Origin of the sequence: Paenibacillus tengchongensis (assembly GCF_008973665.1) — a bacterium.
GTDB lineage: Bacteria > Bacillota > Bacilli > Paenibacillales > Paenibacillaceae > Paenibacillus_AQ > Paenibacillus_AQ tengchongensis.
In genome coordinates this window covers 197,862-214,943 of sequence record NZ_WACP01000007.1, presented here as the reverse complement: position 1 = coordinate 214,943, position 17,082 = coordinate 197,862, and the positions used below count along the sequence as shown (strand labels likewise).

The window sequence follows — 17,082 nt, the reverse complement described above, 5'->3', positions numbered from 1 at the left end:
CCGCAGACAACAATGGAACTAATCACTATACTATTCAAAGCGGAGGGTCAGCTATGATAACCAATCAGCGCAAGATTCAACCCGATCATCCTACGCAGATTCATCTCGAATGCCTGCACCATCTCTCCCACAGCAAATGGGCCTATTCTTACGACAAGGATGTTTTCCATTTGCGCGTCCGCACCAAGAAAGGCGACGTGAACCGGGCCTTTGCCCTTACAGGCGACAAGTATGACTGGGAGGCCTTTCATCACGAGCATCCGATGCGCAAGGTGGCCAGCGACCGGTTTTTTGACTATTGGCAGGCCGGTGTTACCCCCGACAACCGGCGGTTTTCTTATGCTTTCCGCTTTCATGCCGGACAGGAGTCGGTCTGGCTGACCGAGACCGGCGTATATACCGAAGAGCCCGAAGCGCCGAACGGCTTTTTTGACCAGCCTTATGTTCATATCATCGACATGTTCGATCCCCCGGAATGGGCCAAATCGGCTGTCTTCTATCAGATCATGCCGGACCGCTTTGCCAACGGCGACCCTGACAATGATCCGGAGGACATTTCGGCATGGGGCGAAACGCCGGACACGGAAAGCTTCTTCGGCGGGGATCTGCAGGGGATTATCAACGAGCTCGGTTATCTCGCCGATCTGGGAATCACTGCGCTGTATCTGACCCCGATCTTTGAAGCGCCGACCAACCATAAATACGATACGCTGGATTACAAGAAGGTCGATCCCCATTTCGGCGATCTGGAGCTGCTGAAGCAGCTCGTACAGGAAGCCCATGCGAAGGGTATTCGCGTCGTGCTGGACGCCGTATTCAACCATATCGGGGCAAACTCGCCGCAGTTCAAGGATGTTATCGAGCACGGGGAGCAATCAAAGTATGCCGGCTGGTTCCATATCCACAGCTTTCCGGTGGAGGTCAAAGAAGACCGGCCCAATTATGATGCGTTCGGCTTCTTCCCGCAAATGCCGAAGCTGAATACCGCCAATCCCGAAACCCGGGAGTACCTGCTGGATATTGCCGAATACTGGCTGAAGGAACTCGGCATGGACGGCTGGCGGCTGGATGTGGCCAACGAGATTGACCACGCCTTCTGGCGGGAGTTCCGCAAGCGGATCAAAGCGATCAATCCGGAAGCTTATATTATCGGCGAGGTGTGGACAGACTCCCTGCGCTGGCTGGACGGCGACCAGTTTGATTCCGTGATGAATTATCCGTTGTCCGACCGGCTGCTTGAATATTTACGGGACGACTCACTGGGTGCGGATACATTCGCCGCTTATATCGGGCATCTGCTGATGCGTTATCCGCAGCAGGCCAATGAGGTCATGTTCAATCTGCTCGCCAGCCATGACACGGCACGCCTGCTGACCCAGCTGGGCGGCGACAAGCGGAAACTGAAGCTTGCGGCGGCCTTCCTCTTCACCTTTACCGGAACGCCGTGCATTTTCTACGGCGATGAGGTGGGGCTTGAAGGCGAAGGCGATCCGGATTGCCGGAAGTGTATGATCTGGGAAGAAGAGAAGCAGGACCGCGGCCTGCTGCAAAGCTACCGGGAGCTGATTCAGCTCCGGCACAAGCATTCAGCCCTCCGCACAGGTGAATTCGGGTTCCTGCGGGCCCGGGAGGACGAGCGTGCGTTCGTGTACGAACGGTTTAATGACGAGGAGCATTTAACCGTATGGATGAATCCTTCCGACCAGCCGGTGCAGCTGTCTCTGGAGCTTGAGGGCCGGTGGGACAATGCGCTTTCCGGTGAACGTGCAGAGCCGGTAGAGGGCCTGATTCAGGTTGAACTGGAGCCATACGGCTATACGATATTGAAGAAATCCTGAGCGTACGCCACATAAATAAACGGCTGCCCCGTCTACAGACGGAAGCAGCCGTTATTGTTAAGGAACCTCGCCTATCTTGCCCGCTGCCGCACCCCAGCTCTGATGGTGACGGACTTCTCCTTCTTCTCCCTTTCCATCTTCTCCGGTTTGCTTGGATCCTGCCCGCTCTTGCTGGGCTTCACCGCGAACAGGATCAGCAGCGCTCCGGCAACGCCCAGAGCGGCCATTGTTCCGAAGAGCACCCAATGTCCGGTGCGCATCAGGAGCGAGACGGCGGGCGGGCCGAGAGCCACCCCGATAAACCGCATACTGCTGTACAGCGAGGTAATCGTGCCGCGGCTTTCTTTTTCAAGGCTCTCGGTAATCAGGGCATCCATGCAGGGCAAAGCAAGGCCGATGCCGATTCCCCCAAGGCTCAGGAAGCTAACCATATAGACGATTTGCTTGGAGAAGATGGTCAGCACCATTGCTCCGGCCAGCAAAGCCATCCCCAGGAACGCCAGCCATTTCATGCGGTTCTTTTTCTGCCCGATGATTTTGCCGCCGATAAAGGACGCAAGGCACAACAGGGCCAGCGGAATCGCAAGTACATATCCTTTGGAAGCGCCGTGCAGGCCGTACTTGGCTTCCAATGTCTCCGATAAATAGAACAATACCCCGAACGTTATGAACATACAAATGCCGCCGATCGCAAAAATCGCATACAGCCACCGGCCGTGCTCATGGAGAATATCCTTGATGCCCTTCAGGAACTGCCGCAGCTTCTGCGGCTCCCCGCTGCCGCGCTTTCCGGGTTCCTTGACCAGAATGGCTACGAGAACAAGCGCAAGCAGGCTCAGTACCGGGATGGCAATGAATGGTGCATACCACAGTACCAGCCCCAGATAAGCGCCCAGAATCGGGCTAAGCACCTTGCCGAAGGTGTTGCAGGTTTCGACAATTCCCAGTCCTTTGCTAACCTCTTTCTCATCCTTAAATAAATCGCCCACAAAAGGGATAACGATCGGAAACGCCCCCGCCGCACCGATCCCCTGCAGCAGGCGGCCGCCGAGAATAACCCCGTAGGCGGCGGTGCCGTCCATGAACCAGGCTGCCGCCACACAAACAGCGCCTCCGGCGGCGGCCAGCGCAAGACTGGGGATAATAACCTTCTTGCGGCCGAAGCGGTCGGATAAATATCCGGCAATGGGAATCATGACTATGGCGATTAGGCCGTACACCGTGATGATCATACTGACCTGAAACGCTCCGACTCCCAGCTCCTTGGAGATCTGCGGCAGAACCGGCAGCAGCATGGAGTTGCCGAGCGTCATGATCAGCGGAATGGAGGCGAGCGCCGCCAAAGCCCCTTTTTGACTCTTCATGAGTTGACCACCTTTGTTATTTTACATGCTGCTTAGTGTGGCTGTTCCGGGAAAGAAATATGCATTACGGCGCTTCCCGCCGAAAATCCCCTTTCCTTGCGGATAAGTCTGCTTGTTCCGGCAAAACTATGAGCGCTACCCAAACTGTATATTCAGGAGGATGTTCAATGTATTTCTATAAAGACGGTTTAATTAACAATATCGTGGTGGACCAGCCGGACCCGGCGGCGGCCAAGGTGCTGCAGGAAATTCTCGGCGGCCATTACGGCGAAATGCGCACCATGATGCAGTATTTCTTCCAAAGCAGCAATTTCCGCGGACCGGAGCTCCAGTTCCGCGACCTGATGCGCGGCATCTTCCTGGAGGAGATCGCCCACGTTGATCTTGTACAGCACACCATTAATCAGCTGCTGAACGGATCAGGTGAAGAGGGCGCCGGCAACGCAGGCTCCGATGCTGCACCGCTCGACGAAGCGGTCAAGCATGCCAATCCCCACCATTTCATCGTCGGGGCCCAGGCTTCCCTGCCTGTTGACGCTGCGGGAAATCCCTGGCTGGGCAACTATGTCTACAGCCACGGCAATCTGGTTGCCGACCTGCTGAACAATGTCGTGCTGGAATCAACCGGCGTATTGCAAAAAACGCGGATTTATGAAATGAGCGCCAACCAGACCTTCCGCGAGACGCTGGCCTTCCTGATCGTGCGCGACAATGCCCACCAAAACGCCTTCGCAAAGGCGCTGGAGACGCTCGGGGTCAACTGGGGCAATATCTTCCCGATTCCGAATTACGACCTCAATAAATATCCGGAATGCCGGAAATATGTGGAAATGGGTTACCATAATGTGCAGTTCAACTTCAGTCTGGAGCCTAACCGTATGGCGGAGATCCTGAACGGCACATCGCCGAGCCGCAACAAAGGGGAATATCAGGTGACCGAGCCGCCGGCAGGCTTCCCTGCTCCGGTGATGCCGGAAATGCCGAACGAACACGCCCCGGGCCTCGGCGATCTGAACCGGTAGATTCACGGTTCCCGTCACCTTACAAGCCGCTGCCGAATAGGCTAACGCATAACCGCCTAGGAGGTATCGTGTATTGTATACTTACGAACAGCAACGCAAGCAGCAGCATCTGGCCTGGCATGAAACGATGGAGCTGCATGAGCTGACGGCTTACCAAAGCAATCAGCTGATTCATTTTAAAATGGTCGTGGACGATGTAAAGGACCCTCAGCTGCACGCCCTGTATGTGGAAGCGATCCAGGGCGTGGAGCAGAACCTGCGCGAGCTGCTGCAATATTACCCGCTTGCGCCTCAGGGAACCCGGAAAGACAAAAGCCCTGTAGACCTGACCGCGTTCTACGCCGGCCAGCTGCTCGGCTTCGCCAAGACAGCGGTACGCAGCTATGCCATCGGCATCACCGAGACAGCTACCCCGCAGCTGCGCGAGACACTGCAGAAGCAGCTTAACGCGGCCATCGCCCTGCACGCAAAGGTGTTCTACTTCATGCTGGAACGCGGCTTTTATCCCTCCTACGACCTGCCTAAGCTGCTGCAAAATGATGTGAATACCGCTAATCAGGCGCTTTCGCTGTAGGCGCTATATTTACAAAAGGAGCTGCCCAAAAGCCGCATAACAGCGGTTTGGGCAGCTCCTTTGACGTTTTCCAATCATCCGCCTTTGCAACAGCGGAACACTCTTTTGCTGATCTTGTCCTAAATTTCCATTCGGTGAAATAAGAATGGAATAAACAAAGCATAGGGAGTGATACCGGTGAACGCTTTTATCGGATACATACTGCTGGGGCTTTCCTTGTCTGCACCGATCGGCCCGATCAACGCTTCCCAGCTCGACAAGGGCATCCGCGGCGGCTTTCTCCATGCCTGGCTGGTCGGCCTCGGGGCGATCTGCGCGGATGTCATCTACATGCTGCTGGTTTATTTCGGAATAGTCCATGTCCTCGATGCCCCTTTTATTAAGGCATTCCTGTGGCTCTTCGGGTTCTTCGTTCTGGTCTATACGGGATACGAAAGCATCAGAGACGCGGGCAAAATCTCGGCGGCAGATACACGCGGACAGGACGAGTCCTACGCCAAGTCGTTCCTGTCGGGATTTCTGATGTCGCTGTTTAACCCGTTGTCCATTCTGTTCTGGCTTGGCATTTACGGCTCGGTATTGGCCAAGGCGTCCTCCGAATACCCGATGCAGCAGCTGCTGATATACAGCGGCGGAATTGTGCTTGGCATTTTGCTGTGGGATGTGACGATGGCTTCGGCCTCAAGCCTGTTCCGCCGCTTTCTGACTCTGAGAGTGCTTAAAAGCATTTCCGTGCTGTCCGGCTTGTCGCTGGTCGGCTTCGGGATCTATTTTGGCATTCAGGCCTTTATGCTGCTCTACCCTTAGCCCTTGCTGCGGCGCAGACGGATGCCTTTAATGCGGAACGTCAGACCGCCGGGCAGCGGCTGCAGCTCCGCCGTCTCTTTCTGCCCGCCTTGTTCCACACGGGACGCAGCCTGCTTCTTCTTCCGGACCCGCTGCACTATAAAATCACATACGGCAATCAGGGCTACAAGGATGAGGCTGATGAAGAAGCCCGGGCGGCTCAGCTTGTGAAACAGCGTTCCGGATATGGCCGCCGCAATCAGCGTAAGGCCGCTCCAGCGTTTAAAGCTGTTCAAGCCGGAGGACTCCAGCAGCTTCCCTGACGACAGCAGAATAAAGGCCCAGTTGTACAGCAGCATAATTCCTGCTGCCGTCGTGATATACTCATAGACCTTCCCCGGCAGCAACAGGGACAGCAGAACGGCGGCGACCAGTCCGCACAGAATCAGACTTAATGCAAGCAGCGGATACTTCTTCTTCCACTTCCTGGCGAACAGCCGAGGGGCATCCCCTTCCTGGGCCAGCGTAATCATCATAGAAGTTACGGCATACAGCGAGGCAGTCATCGTCGAGAATCCGGCGGTAATCAGCACCCCGTTGAACAGATGCGGCACAAAGGCCAGGCGGTCGCTCCGTAGTGCCAGCACAAAGGGACTCTCTTCCGGATTGAAGGCCTTTAGCGGAACCATGGTTACCGCCAATCCGATAGAGACTACATATAATGCCGCAAGCGTAATAAGCATCACTTTCCCCGCTTTGGGCGCTTCCTCCGGCTGCTTTAGCCGGTAAGACATAATTCCCAGTACTTCAATCCCGCCATAGGCGTAAAAAGCAAAGATAAAAGCCGACCACAGTCCCACCGTTCCGGCCGGAAACAGCGCCTGTCCGCTGAGCGGGAGCCTGGGCGTATACTTCCCGCCGCCGATCCAGCCGGCCAGCAGGGCAACCGCCAGGACAAGAAACATCACCATCGCAGCCAGCTTGACCACCGCCAGCACATTCTCTACGCGGTCAAAGCCTTTGTTGCCGAAAAAGACGATCACAAGCCCGGCCAGACCGAACCCGGCAGCGAACACCCACATCGGGACCGCCGGGAACCAGAACCGGGCAAAAATCGCCAGCGCCGACAGCTGGCTGCCCATAATCAGCAGCTCCGAGAACCAGTATATCCAGCCGCTGCCGAAGCCCGCCCAGTTGCCAAAGGCTTTCTTCGCATAGGAACGGAAGGAGCCCTGCTCAGGCTGTTTCGCTGTCATCCGGGCCAGAGCGTCAAACACAACATAAGTACCTGCCGCTGCAAGCAGATAGGCAATGAGCACCGCCGGCCCGCCGATGGAGATGGCCAGACTCGAGCCCAGGAAATAGCCGGTTCCGATCGTCCCGGCGACACCCAGCAGCGTCAGCTGCCACCATTTCAATTGCTGTTTGCCTTGCGCATTACCGGAAGACTTGCCCATGAGTTCATTCCCTCGCTTGTTTACGTTTTGCACCACCCCCCTAGACTTCCCGGATTGGCAAGTTTCAATTTGGGAATTTCTCTCCAAATCATGAACAATGTTTGCCTTCCGCATAGATTCACCGGTGTATGCCATACTAAGCCGGTATTTATCTCATTGGCAAAGGGGCATGGATCAATGACAGGAATTCTGGGAGGCAATCCGAAGGAAGAACCACTGCATTACGGGGAAATTTTCAGTATCTGGCAGGCATCAACGGTAGCCAAAGGGGCCATCTCTTGTTACCGCGCCTACCAGTACCATGCGGGTGATCATGATCTGAAGAAGCTGCTCGGCGAGCTGATCGATCAGGCGGAGCTGGAGGTCAGCGAATGTGACTCCCTGCTTGAGGGCATCGGACTTGCTTCTGCACCGGTTATGCCAAACCGTCCGGAAGCGAGACTGGAGGACATTCCGGTCGGCGCCCGCTTCACCGATCCGGAAATCGCCGCCAAGATCGCTGCGGAGAACGGTGCCGGGCTGGTATCCTGCAGCCAGATGATGGCCATGTCTATCCGTGAGGATGTCGGGGCGCTGTTTGGTAAATACCATGCCACGAAGGCGGCGCTGGGCCTGAAAATTCTGCACATGCTTAAGAAGAAAGGCTGGCTGGTGCCTCCGCCGCTGCAGGCGAAGAAGCCTGAGCCGGTACACGCCTAGACAAACAAAGAGGATGACCCCGGGGCTATTAGCCTGGAGGGCCATCCTCTTTTTAGTTGTGCTGTGACACCCATTGATCAATATCCTCATACCGGATATCAATGCCTGAAGCATCCCCGGAGACGGTCAGACAAACGCAAAATGGCGGCTCGTTCGTGCTTGCCCCGTTAATCAGCAGGCGATAGCCGCCTTCCACCGGATACTCCCGTATATACAGGCCGGAACCAATATCTTCATAAGGATAAGCATTTCCCTATACGATTCATCCGTCAACCTCCACACGCAGCAGGATATTCCAATTATATACAACTTTTTATCTCCCGGATACAAAAAAAAGCCGCCACCGGCAACCGGTAAGCAGCTCAAACAGCCTTGACCTCAAAAAATCCGCTTCTTATCCCGCTCATCGATCAGAATCTGCACCGACTCCTTGAAGCGCAGCGAATGCACGATTTCCCGCTCGCGCAGGAACTTCAGGCTGTCCTGCAGATCGACGTCATCGGTCATGTCGATCAGCCACTGATATGTAGCCCGCGCCTTCTCCTCTGCAGCGATATCCTCATACAGATCGGCAATCGGATCGCCTTTGGCTTGAATGTAGGCAGAGGTCCATGGCACCCCTTCGGCGTTCTGGTAGAACATGGCATGGTCACGCTGCGCATAGTTGGCTCCGAGCCCGGCCGCCTCCAGCTCATGGACCGAAGCATCCTTGGTCAGTTTATAGACCATGGTGGCAATCATTTCGAGATGGGCAAATTCTTCCGTCCCGATGTCATTCAGCACACCGATGACCTTGTCGGGAATGGTATATCTCTGATTCAGATATCTCAGCGCCGCCGAAAGCTCTCCGTCCGCACCGCCGTATTGCTCCAGCAAATATTTGGCCATGCGCACATCGCATTTACTGACGCGCACCGGGTACTGCAGCTTCTTCTCATAAACCCACATGGGAACATCCTCCCTCCTTTTCCATCATTCAAACTTGCCAGGGCCACGGGGTCTGATTCCATTCCCACGGGCATTTCGAATAGGCCCGGCCGAAGTTTTGCAGAGGGCCGTAAAGCTCCTGGAACTGGTTAGCCAGCCGGGTTCTTTCCTGGGTCAGCTGGTTGAACTGCTCGATCGCTTTGAGATCCTCGGGGTGCGTGTTCAGATACAGATTGAGCTCAACCAGTGCGAAATCGAGCACCTGCAGCTGCTCCAGCAGCTCATAGTACTTGGGATCGCAAGGAATGGCATCCGTCATCCTTTGACACCTCCTTTGCCGGCTTTGGACTCATACGGGCTGTAGAGCGCCGGCCACAGCGTTCCCGCTCTAAGCGCCTCATTCAGCGGAAATTGTGGCAGGCCCGGCGGCTGAAACGGAATGAACAGGTTGGGCGGCACCACATACGTCTTATACGGGATCGGGGGGCAGGGATCGAACGGGCCCCTGTAAGGCTTCCATACGCGTTCCTGCGAATCCATAAGGTACACCTCCTTAATTACTGGACAACAACGATTTCTTCAGTCTCAATATGTGTATGACAAAAGCCGGGAAGATAGAAGGAGGGTCGTAATACTTTTGCCCTTCTCATCAACCCGCATTTTTTTTATAGTTAATGTAGCTTGGAAAAGGGGAGGTCAGTCGGTGTTTAAGCATAATCCGGATGTACATGGAATCAAACTAAAAGATTGGCATGAAAGAAATACAACGGACTCTGCAATTGCCTCGTTGAGGATCGCGCTTAAAAGCTATTTTGAAACTTATTCTGTCATACATAGATATTCGATGTCGTTAACGCAGCCGTTTGAAGGCAACAACCGAAAATGGGAATTAAATGCTGCGGAGGATTTAGAGTACCAAGAGAAATACATGCAGACCATTTTCCATTTCCATCATTTCATTGAACTCGTCACAAAGGACGTCCTCCGCATGGAAAATCCGCTTTATGCCATGAAAATCAACACAGATGATTTAGAAACCATCAAGAAGATTCAAACGGGTGAGCAGTTGGAGGATACTACCCATTCCATTGAGTTCACATCCGCAATTAAACGGGTGACCTCGTTGAAAGGTATAGACCCTCCTCTTTCCCTGACTGAACTTTTTAATAAAGAAGGTGTGAAGAAAAACAGTTTGGACGTTCTCAATCAATTAAGAAACCAGGCCTGGCACAGAGGAATTTATGTTCTTACCTATTCAGAACTGGATCAATTCATCATTGGAAATATTCTGCCTCTCGTTTATGAAATCATCAACACAACCCAATACAAAGGGATACTTGATTTGATATTCTTATATAAAAAGCCGCTGTTCGGGGAACTCGATATCATTCAATCATTGGTAAGGCTATCCGGGGAAGAGGATATAAACTATTCTAAGATTGCATTTTATAAGGCGGTTGGACTGGTTTGCCTCAACTATAGAAAACCGCACCGGACAACGCGTCTCCATGGAGTTATATCGACAATTAAAGCCGAGGCCATGGTTTCCGGGAGCTTCCATAATGCAGACGAGCGAAGAAAATGCATGGTTTGCGGAGAAGAATCTTTGATCTTGTTTAAAGAAGGGGATTATGCTCCAGATGAAGACGACGGGGAAATCACCGAATGGGAATACATCTATAAGGCGGAATGCCAAGAGTGCGGGCTTCTTCTGTACAACGATGTAGGTGAGCCTGAATCCTATGGGGTAAAGTCTCCCAAGCTCTGGTCGGAATGGTCACGTACTTATTCCTTATAAATAGCAGAGGTTGGTATGCTGCTTAACTTCCAAACATGGCAGCCCATCGGCTAACTACCAAAAGCCCCGTCTTTGCGAAGATTATCCTCGCAAAGACGGGGCTGAAGCCAGTCGCTATTCCTTTATTTCCGATTCGTCGTCATTCTCAGCCTGGACCGCATCCGGCGGCGTCTCCTTATGGATGTTAATCCGCGTAATCCGCAGCCGGGTCGATTCCTCCACCTCGAAGGTCACATTGCCGAGAACGACCTTCTTGCCTTTGGTCGGATTGCCTTCCAGCTCTTTGAACAGCCAGCCTCCGATGGAGTCGACCTCGTCATCCTCAATGATGACACCGGTCAGATCATTGACATCCTCGATCAGCATCCGGCCCTCAACGGAAATATAATCCCCGTTATATTCGACGCTCGGACGCTCGTCCTCGAATTCATCGTGCAGATCGCCGACAATTTCCTCCAGAATCTCTTCGGCCGTCAGGAGCCCGGCGGTTCCTCCGTATTCGTCGACCACCAGCGTCAATTGCGCCTTGTTCTTCTGCATGATCCGCAGCGCATGGCTGATCTCGATGGATTCGGGCACATTTAGAATCGGCCGGACCAGCGAAGCCAGGTCATTCTGCTGCTCCGGCGGAGCAAACAGCAGATCGGTAATATGGATGAACCCGATAATCCGGTCCTTATCTTCATTGGCGACGGGGTAACGGGAATGCTTCGTCTCTGTAATGATCTTCATGTTCTCTTCCAGAGACAGGTTGCTGTAGAGTACGTCCATGTCTGTCCGCGGCAGCATAACCTCACGGGCCAGCAGGTCCGAGAATTCAAAAATGTTGTCCATCAGCTTCATTTCATCCTGATCAATGACCCCGCTCTTGGCGCTCTGGTTCATCAGAATACGGATCTCTTCCTCAGAATGAGCAGCCTCGGCTTCACTGGCGGGCTGGACACCGACCAGGCGCAGCAGTGCATTGGCGGAAGCGTTAAGCACCCAGATAAACGGAAAGAACAGATTGTAGAAGAACATCAGCGGTGCGGACAAGAGCAGCGCGGAGCCTTCGGTCTTCTGGATCGCCAGGGATTTCGGCGCCAGCTCGCCCAGTACAATATGTAAAAATGTAATAATGGAGAATCCGACAATCACGGATACGGTGGAAATCAGTGTCTCATCCGTCACACCCAGCTGAAACATCAGCGGCTCAATCAAGAGCTCCGAAACGGCCGGTTCGCCCACCCAGCCGAGGCCGAGCGAAGCAAGCGTAATCCCGAACTGGGTTGCAGACAGATAAGCATCCAGCTTCTTGTTGACCTTCAGGGCGTAGCCCGCCATCTTATTGCCTTCGCTGACCAGCTGGGTCAGGCGCGATTGCCTGACCTTAACCAGCGAGAACTCCGCGGCGACGAATACCCCGTTAAGAAAAACAAGCACAATAACCACAGCCAGATTAAACAGCAGTTTTCCTATGTCAAATTCATGCACAATAATAGCGCCCCATTTCTACAAATTGATCGCCTTTCTGGATTTGAAGTCAATCTGCGGATAGTACATATCAGCCACCAGCAGATTCGGTCCGCAGCAGCCGGCGGCATCGCAATGGCAGTTGACCTTCTGGTTGAGCGGATGCTCCTCCTGCCATGCGGTGAAGATATCGTCAAGTTTATTGGTATGCACATTGCCGAAAGCGGAAATGTCAGCAAAATCGGTGACAAATACATCGCCTGTAAACATGTTCACATTGACCCGGTTGCGGCCGTCGGGATCATTGCGGACGGTCACATTCTGCTCACTGCGCAGTCTGCGCAGCAGCCGCTGGTCTTCCTCCAGGAAGCTGCAGGCGAAGAAAGGCAGTGTACCGAACAGCATCCACAGCCCGGGATCGCGGTGATCAAGCAGATCATGGATGGCCGCATTCATCTCCTGGAGAGATAACACCGGCAGGGAGGAAGCGAAGCTCGAAGCGTACATCGGGTGCACTTCATGGCGCTTTGCGCCCATATCCTTGATCAGCCGGTGAATATGCGACAGCTTGCGGTGCGTACGATAGTTGATCATCGATTCAGCAGAGATCAGCATTCCATCCTCGCTGAGACGGCGCGAATTCTCCAGCATCGTCTCATATAGCCGGTAAGCAGCCTCCTTAGCCACCGGATGCCCGCTGTTTGCGAACCCGACCTCATGAAAATCATCGCCGTTCACATAATTGAACGAGATATGCATAACGTCCAGATACGGCAGCAACTGCTCGTACCGGGCATAAGGCATGGTAAGATTGGAATTGATCTGGGAGCGGATTCCCCGTTCCCGGGCATATTTCAGCAGCGGGACGATGACATTCTCCACAGTGGAAGCCCGGAACATCGGCTCACCGCCGGTAATGCTGATCGTCTGCAGATGCTCTACTTCCTCCAGCCGGTCCAGCATGGTCTTAAGCGGCAGCATCTCCGCTTCTCTCATGGTCAGACTGTCGCCGACTGCGCAGTGCTCACAGCGCATATTGCACAAATTGGTAACCGTCATCTCCACACTGGTCAGCACATGCCGGCCATGCTCGCGCAGCGATGTGATCGGATCCCAGGGATCATAGGCGGGGGACAGCTCCCTGACCGTTGTCCATGATGGTTCTGATATGCTCATTATTCAGTGTCTCCTTTGATGCGTATTTCTTATTATTAACCCAAAACTTTACATGAAGCACGAGGGCTTATCTTCTATCATACCATGATCGTCAAAAAAACGGCACTTACCGCCGGATTACCCCCCCCCCCGTAGAGCCCCCGGTTAAGCGCCAAAAATGCAAAAGCAGCGGGCCTGAAACCCGGGACGCCTCTGAACTCGCGCCCGCAGGAATCTTCCCGCCGCTATCCCTAAACCGATGTAGATTGTACTGCAGAGGAATCTTCATCCGAAACATCCATGATTACGACGGACAAGGCGGTGGAGAGATCCCGCTCGAACGGAGTGATCTTCTCGCCTTCCGGACCGCTGATAATCCGTACAACCGGCCGGTGCGGTGTGCTGGGATCAATCTTAACCACGACACCGCTCTCGCCGGTGCTGAGCTTGACCGTCAGGCCGAGCGGATAGATGGCCACCCGGTCCCGGAACAGTTCAAGCTGCTTCTGTTCGTAAAGGGTGCCCGAACCGACATACAGCGCTTCGACAGCCTGATGAGGGAGCATCGCTTTTTTGTAAATACGGTTGGAGGTCATGGCATCGTAGGAATCGGCAACGCCCAGCCACTTGGCATATTCGTGAATTTGATTACCGGTAAGTCCGCGCGGGTATCCCGATCCGTTAATCCGTTCGTGATGCTGTAGGGCGCAGTGGGCGGCCAATAACGGAATATTCGGCTCCTCCTTCAGAATTTTATATCCAATCTCGGTATGAGCCTGCATATGGCGGAATTCATCTTCCGTCAGCATGCCCGGCTTCTGGACAATTTTGACCGGAATCTGGGTCTTGCCGATATCGTGCAGGAGCGAGCCGAGACCGATTACGCGCAGTTCCTCCTTGCTGTAACCATGGGCAATCCCGAGCACCAGCGTATACAGGCAGACATTCAGGGAATGCACGTAGAGATAGTTGTCCGCCGTGTTCATATCCGCCAGCATGATCATCGGGTCCTCCTGCGAGGACATATCATCCAGAATCGAATCCATAATCCCGGAGAACTTCTTATCGAGATGGTAGAAGCCTCTGGTAATTCCGGACATGCCCGACATTTCCTGAAACTGGTTCCGGATCACCTTAAGGGCCCGATTGCGCGTCTCATCATGCAGCAGGCTGGTAATTTCAACATCGTCCGTGAGGGCGTCCTCCACGTAAACATAGCCGATATCGATTTTGGCCAGCCGCCTGATCAGCGAATCCGTCAGTTCCATACCGTCCGCCAGTAAAACCAGCCCTTCGTCATTATAAATTTTTTTCCCCAGCTTCATGCCCGCCTGAAGCCGATTCACGGATACTAAACGCACCTTGGCTCACTCCTGCCCTTAACGGTAAATTCTACTCTGCTTGTGAATCTCTGGGTCACAGTCCATGCCTGTACCGTTACTTTGTTGACCGGCCGGCGCCCGCGTGAAAAGCGGACATGGCCCTGCCGGTCTGCCAAGTGTATGCTAACGCATAATGAACAGCCAGAATACCGCCGCCAGTATAAAGCGGTAAATCGCAAAATGTGTCGGTCTGATCTTCTGGATCAGCTTCATGAACAGAACAACTACCACATAGGCAACGACAAACGAGATCACAAAGCCGATGGCGAAGTCCCAAATGGTGTCGCTATTGAAGTATTTGTAGGAATCCAGCAGCTCGTATCCGGAAGCCGCGTACATGATCGGAATGGCGATCAGAAAGGAGAAATCGGCTGAAGCTTTGTAGCTGACTCCGCTGAGCATCCCCCCCGAAATGGTTGATCCGGACCGGGAGAAGCCGGGCCACAGCACAGAGATAATCTGGTATACCCCGATGGCCAGCGCCTGTCCGTAAGACAGATCGTCCAGTTCGTGTGCAGTTACCCGGATCTTGCGGCCGTTCAGCCATTCGGCGACAATCATCAGAATACCGCCGGCGACGAGCGCCCACAGCACCGTGCTCGCCCCGAACAGCCCCTTAATGAAATCCCGGGCAAAAAAGGCCACGGCCAGCGCCGGCGCAATCCCCAGAATGACATGGATCAGGTTCAGCCGGGAAGCCGGCATCAGCCCGCCCCTGCCGCTGCTCCGGCGGCGCCCAAACCCTAGCAGGTCCGCTATCCGCTGGCGGTAGACGAGAGCAATCGCCAGAATAGCTCCGAGCTGGATAACAATCTCGTATGTCTTCATAATCGGTTCCTGCTCGTCATATCCTAATAGCTTGCTCGTTAAAATCATATGTCCGGTCGACGAAACCGGAATAAATTCGGTAATGCCTTCAACAATGGCAAGGATAATTGCCGTAATTGTATCCATGTGCTCCTCCTGAGTACTGACATATTATAAATTGTACAACTTTTCGCTGCTGCCAAAAATATAAAAATCCATTATTACGCAAATCATTCTTATATTAATTGAAGTACCTGTTACAGGCAATGAGCGGCTTAACAGCCATTATGTAAGGGAGCTTAGTAAGCCCCAGCCTTCCAGCGGACAATATCAGCCTCCTGAAGACCTCCCGGGCGCTGCAGCTCCATCCGCAGCAAATCCCGCAAAAAGTGCGGCACCAAATAAACGGGATCCCGTCCGCCCGCTATACTCTCATATCCTACGCGGAAGGTGAACATATCGAGTGTTCCCACCGTGTACTCTTTGCTGTCTTCCAGCGGCTCACCGCCGACAAAAACTGCAATACCGTTATCATACGGCATCGCCTTGGGATCGTACAAGATTTTTAATCCGTCAACGGCCAGACTTCCCAGCACTTCCCCCCGGAACCCGTATCCGTAGATCTTCTTGTCCTGAAATTCCATGCGGAGACTTTGCTCAAGAGCCGTGCGGATATCCTTGCCCAGCAGCTTCAAGGTGCAGGCGTTGATCGGCGAAGGGCACAGCCCGTGCAGCATCCCCGCCGTAATCTCCCCCTCCGGCAGCGGCCCCAGCAGCTGCCCTGTGTTGACCAGGGCCAGATTGCAGCCGGTAAAGCGGCGCACGGCCTGGGCCAGCAAATTGCCAAGCGGCGACTCCCCGTACACATCTAGCGGAAGCTCGCGGTCTATGATCGCCACCGTCTCCGACAGCTTCTCCTGCGCGTGCAGCAAGTGGATGCCGGCGGCATGCAGGATCTGTTCATCCGCTAAAGCCGGATCAACGGCTGTACATTCCCCCTCCGTCAATGCAAAAGGTTCTCCCGGCGCAAGCCGCTCGAACACAAGCCGGCCGAGGTATCGCCCGAACTTGCCGGCACCGCAGACCGCCGTGCCGCAGATCATCTCCGGCTTCTCCAGCATATGGTGGGTATGCCCGCCGAGAATGGCATGCACCCCTTCCAGCACCTCCGCCAGCCGTTGATCGGCAGGGAGCCCCAGATGGGACAGCACCAGTACAATATCCGTCTGTGCAGCCAGTTCGCGGCACTGCTCGCGCAACGCGGCTTCAGGATCGCCCACCTCCCAGCCTAACAGCGAATAGAACGCGGTGAAGGCTGCCGTCGCGCCGGTAATCCCGATCTTAATTCCGTCCTTCTCCACAACAACACTGCGTTTCATCCATTCCGGCGGCTTGCCGGTTGCGGTCTCCAGCACATTGCAGCAGACCACGGGACACTGGATGCCGGCATAGGCGGCGGACAGCATGTCTCCGGAAAAGGTCAAGCCCTCGTTATTGCCGATAGTAACCGCATCATAGCCGGTCAAATTGATAATATCGATATTCGCCTGGCCCAGCGTTCCTTCCGTTTCCACAGCAGAACGGTCCATATGGTCGCCGATATCCACAAGCAGCACCGGTTCTTCCCCTGCGGCTTCCCGCAGCCGGCCGATCTCCGCGGCGAGAGGACCCATCATCTCGAAATGGCTGTGAATATCATTGGTATGAAGTATGGTCAAACGTTGCCTGTGCAGCTCCATGCGAGTTCTGTCCTTCCTACCTCTAATGCCGTTCTTAAGTGAAGCGGCTGGTTATGATCTATAGAGCCTAGCATAACATTTT

At 54.1% G+C, this 17,082-nt stretch carries 17 protein-coding genes; 6 read left to right on the top strand and 11 right to left on the bottom strand.

Features of this window, described 5'->3' with window-relative positions; translation table 11 throughout:
- The first annotated feature begins 53 nt into the window (after positions 1–53).
- A complete protein-coding gene (locus F1381_RS13880; RefSeq protein WP_246188022.1) occupies positions 54–1,838 on the top strand; it encodes an alpha-glycosidase in 1,785 nt (594 codons plus the stop codon).
- 71 nt (positions 1,839–1,909) lie between these two features.
- Here the strand turns inward: F1381_RS13880 and bcbE are convergent, their stop codons facing one another.
- Positions 1,910–3,202: a bacillibactin exporter BcbE gene (gene bcbE, locus F1381_RS13875; protein ID WP_151735448.1), complete on the bottom strand. Its 1,293-nt coding sequence runs from the start codon at positions 3,200–3,202 to the stop codon at positions 1,910–1,912.
- A gap of 167 nt (positions 3,203–3,369) precedes the next feature.
- Between bcbE and F1381_RS13870 the strand changes: the two genes are divergently transcribed.
- From F1381_RS13870 to F1381_RS13860, 3 genes are all read left to right on the top strand, one after another.
- A complete protein-coding gene (locus tag F1381_RS13870; protein ID WP_151735447.1) occupies positions 3,370–4,224 on the top strand; it encodes a manganese catalase family protein in 855 nt (284 codons plus the stop codon).
- Between the two features lie 127 nt (positions 4,225–4,351).
- Complete coding sequence (locus F1381_RS13865) at positions 4,352–4,798, top strand: spore coat protein (RefSeq protein WP_151735530.1); 447 nt, start codon at positions 4,352–4,354, stop codon at positions 4,796–4,798.
- A gap of 177 nt (positions 4,799–4,975) precedes the next feature.
- Positions 4,976–5,605, top strand: coding sequence for a LysE family translocator (locus F1381_RS13860; RefSeq protein WP_151735446.1), 630 nt, complete (start codon positions 4,976–4,978; stop codon positions 5,603–5,605).
- Here the strand turns inward: F1381_RS13860 and F1381_RS13855 are convergent.
- On the bottom strand, positions 5,602–7,041 hold the full coding sequence (locus tag F1381_RS13855; protein ID WP_151735445.1) for an amino acid permease: 1,440 nt from the start codon (positions 7,039–7,041) through the stop codon (positions 5,602–5,604). The genes F1381_RS13860 and F1381_RS13855 overlap by 4 nt on opposite strands.
- Positions 7,042–7,218: 177 nt before the next feature.
- Between F1381_RS13855 and F1381_RS13850 the strand changes: the two genes are divergently transcribed.
- Positions 7,219–7,740 carry a DUF3231 family protein gene (locus tag F1381_RS13850; protein ID WP_151735444.1) on the top strand — a complete coding sequence of 174 codons (522 nt, stop codon included), beginning with the start codon at positions 7,219–7,221 and terminating at the stop codon, positions 7,738–7,740.
- A 52-nt stretch (positions 7,741–7,792) separates the two neighbouring features.
- Here the strand turns inward: F1381_RS13850 and F1381_RS28305 are convergent, their stop codons facing one another.
- The 4 genes from F1381_RS28305 to F1381_RS13835 all read right to left on the bottom strand — a co-directional run bounded on the left by F1381_RS28305 (position 7,793) and on the right by F1381_RS13835 (position 9,207).
- A complete protein-coding gene (locus F1381_RS28305) occupies positions 7,793–7,936 on the bottom strand; it encodes a hypothetical protein (protein WP_187355348.1) in 144 nt (47 codons plus the stop codon).
- Positions 7,937–8,118: 182 nt separating this feature from the next.
- Positions 8,119–8,688 carry a manganese catalase family protein gene (locus F1381_RS13845; RefSeq protein WP_151735443.1) on the bottom strand — a complete coding sequence of 190 codons (570 nt, stop codon included), beginning with the start codon at positions 8,686–8,688 and terminating at the stop codon, positions 8,119–8,121.
- 28 nt (positions 8,689–8,716) lie between these two features.
- Complete coding sequence (locus F1381_RS13840) at positions 8,717–8,986, bottom strand: spore coat protein CotJB (RefSeq protein WP_151735442.1); 270 nt, start codon at positions 8,984–8,986, stop codon at positions 8,717–8,719.
- Positions 8,983–9,207 (bottom strand): spore coat associated protein CotJA, encoded by a 225-nt coding sequence (locus F1381_RS13835; RefSeq protein ID WP_151735441.1) that lies wholly within the window; start codon positions 9,205–9,207, stop codon positions 8,983–8,985. The genes F1381_RS13840 and F1381_RS13835 overlap by 4 nt, the downstream gene beginning before the upstream one ends.
- Positions 9,208–9,370: 163 nt before the next feature.
- Here F1381_RS13835 and F1381_RS13830 point away from each other — a divergent pair, with 163 nt between their 5' ends.
- Entirely contained in the window at positions 9,371–10,465 is a 1,095-nt protein-coding gene (locus F1381_RS13830) for a hypothetical protein (RefSeq protein ID WP_151735440.1), read from the top strand.
- Between the two features lie 114 nt (positions 10,466–10,579).
- Here F1381_RS13830 and F1381_RS13825 read toward each other — a convergent pair whose 3' ends face one another.
- The 5 genes from F1381_RS13825 to F1381_RS13805 form a co-directional block, all read right to left on the bottom strand.
- Positions 10,580–11,941 (bottom strand): hemolysin family protein, encoded by a 1,362-nt coding sequence (locus tag F1381_RS13825; protein WP_151735439.1) that lies wholly within the window; start codon positions 11,939–11,941, stop codon positions 10,580–10,582.
- A gap of 15 nt (positions 11,942–11,956) precedes the next feature.
- Positions 11,957–13,093, bottom strand: a complete 1,137-nt coding sequence (gene yfkAB / locus F1381_RS13820; RefSeq protein WP_187355347.1) for a radical SAM/CxCxxxxC motif protein YfkAB — start codon at positions 13,091–13,093, stop codon at positions 11,957–11,959.
- Between the two features lie 230 nt (positions 13,094–13,323).
- Complete coding sequence (locus F1381_RS13815; RefSeq protein WP_151735437.1) at positions 13,324–14,433, bottom strand: HD-GYP domain-containing protein; 1,110 nt, start codon at positions 14,431–14,433, stop codon at positions 13,324–13,326.
- Positions 14,434–14,577: 144 nt separating this feature from the next.
- Positions 14,578–15,408 carry an undecaprenyl-diphosphate phosphatase gene (locus tag F1381_RS13810; RefSeq protein ID WP_151735436.1) on the bottom strand — a complete coding sequence of 277 codons (831 nt, stop codon included), beginning with the start codon at positions 15,406–15,408 and terminating at the stop codon, positions 14,578–14,580.
- 152 nt (positions 15,409–15,560) lie between these two features.
- Positions 15,561–17,000 carry a bifunctional metallophosphatase/5'-nucleotidase gene (locus F1381_RS13805; RefSeq protein WP_151735435.1) on the bottom strand — a complete coding sequence of 480 codons (1,440 nt, stop codon included), beginning with the start codon at positions 16,998–17,000 and terminating at the stop codon, positions 15,561–15,563.
- Positions 17,001–17,082 lie beyond the last annotated feature (82 nt).

Coding starts and splice junctions, on each gene's coding strand:
- yfkAB (WP_187355347.1), bottom strand. CDS start 13,093: ATGAGCATATCAGAACCATCATGGACAACGGTCAGGGAGCTGTCCCCC.
- F1381_RS13845 (WP_151735443.1), bottom strand. CDS start 8,688: ATGTGGGTTTATGAGAAGAAGCTGCAGTACCCGGTGCGCGTCAGTAAA.
- F1381_RS13855 (WP_151735445.1), bottom strand. CDS start 7,041: ATGGGCAAGTCTTCCGGTAATGCGCAAGGCAAACAGCAATTGAAATGG.
- F1381_RS13880 (WP_246188022.1), top strand. CDS start 54: ATGATAACCAATCAGCGCAAGATTCAACCCGATCATCCTACGCAGATT.
- F1381_RS13865 (WP_151735530.1), top strand. CDS start 4,352: ATGGAGCTGCATGAGCTGACGGCTTACCAAAGCAATCAGCTGATTCAT.
- F1381_RS13810 (WP_151735436.1), bottom strand. CDS start 15,408: ATGGATACAATTACGGCAATTATCCTTGCCATTGTTGAAGGCATTACC.
- bcbE (WP_151735448.1), bottom strand. CDS start 3,202: ATGAAGAGTCAAAAAGGGGCTTTGGCGGCGCTCGCCTCCATTCCGCTG.
- F1381_RS13870 (WP_151735447.1), top strand. CDS start 3,370: ATGTATTTCTATAAAGACGGTTTAATTAACAATATCGTGGTGGACCAG.
- F1381_RS13850 (WP_151735444.1), top strand. CDS start 7,219: ATGACAGGAATTCTGGGAGGCAATCCGAAGGAAGAACCACTGCATTAC.
- F1381_RS13805 (WP_151735435.1), bottom strand. CDS start 17,000: ATGGAGCTGCACAGGCAACGTTTGACCATACTTCATACCAATGATATT.
- F1381_RS13840 (WP_151735442.1), bottom strand. CDS start 8,986: ATGACGGATGCCATTCCTTGCGATCCCAAGTACTATGAGCTGCTGGAG.
- F1381_RS13835 (WP_151735441.1), bottom strand. CDS start 9,207: ATGGATTCGCAGGAACGCGTATGGAAGCCTTACAGGGGCCCGTTCGAT.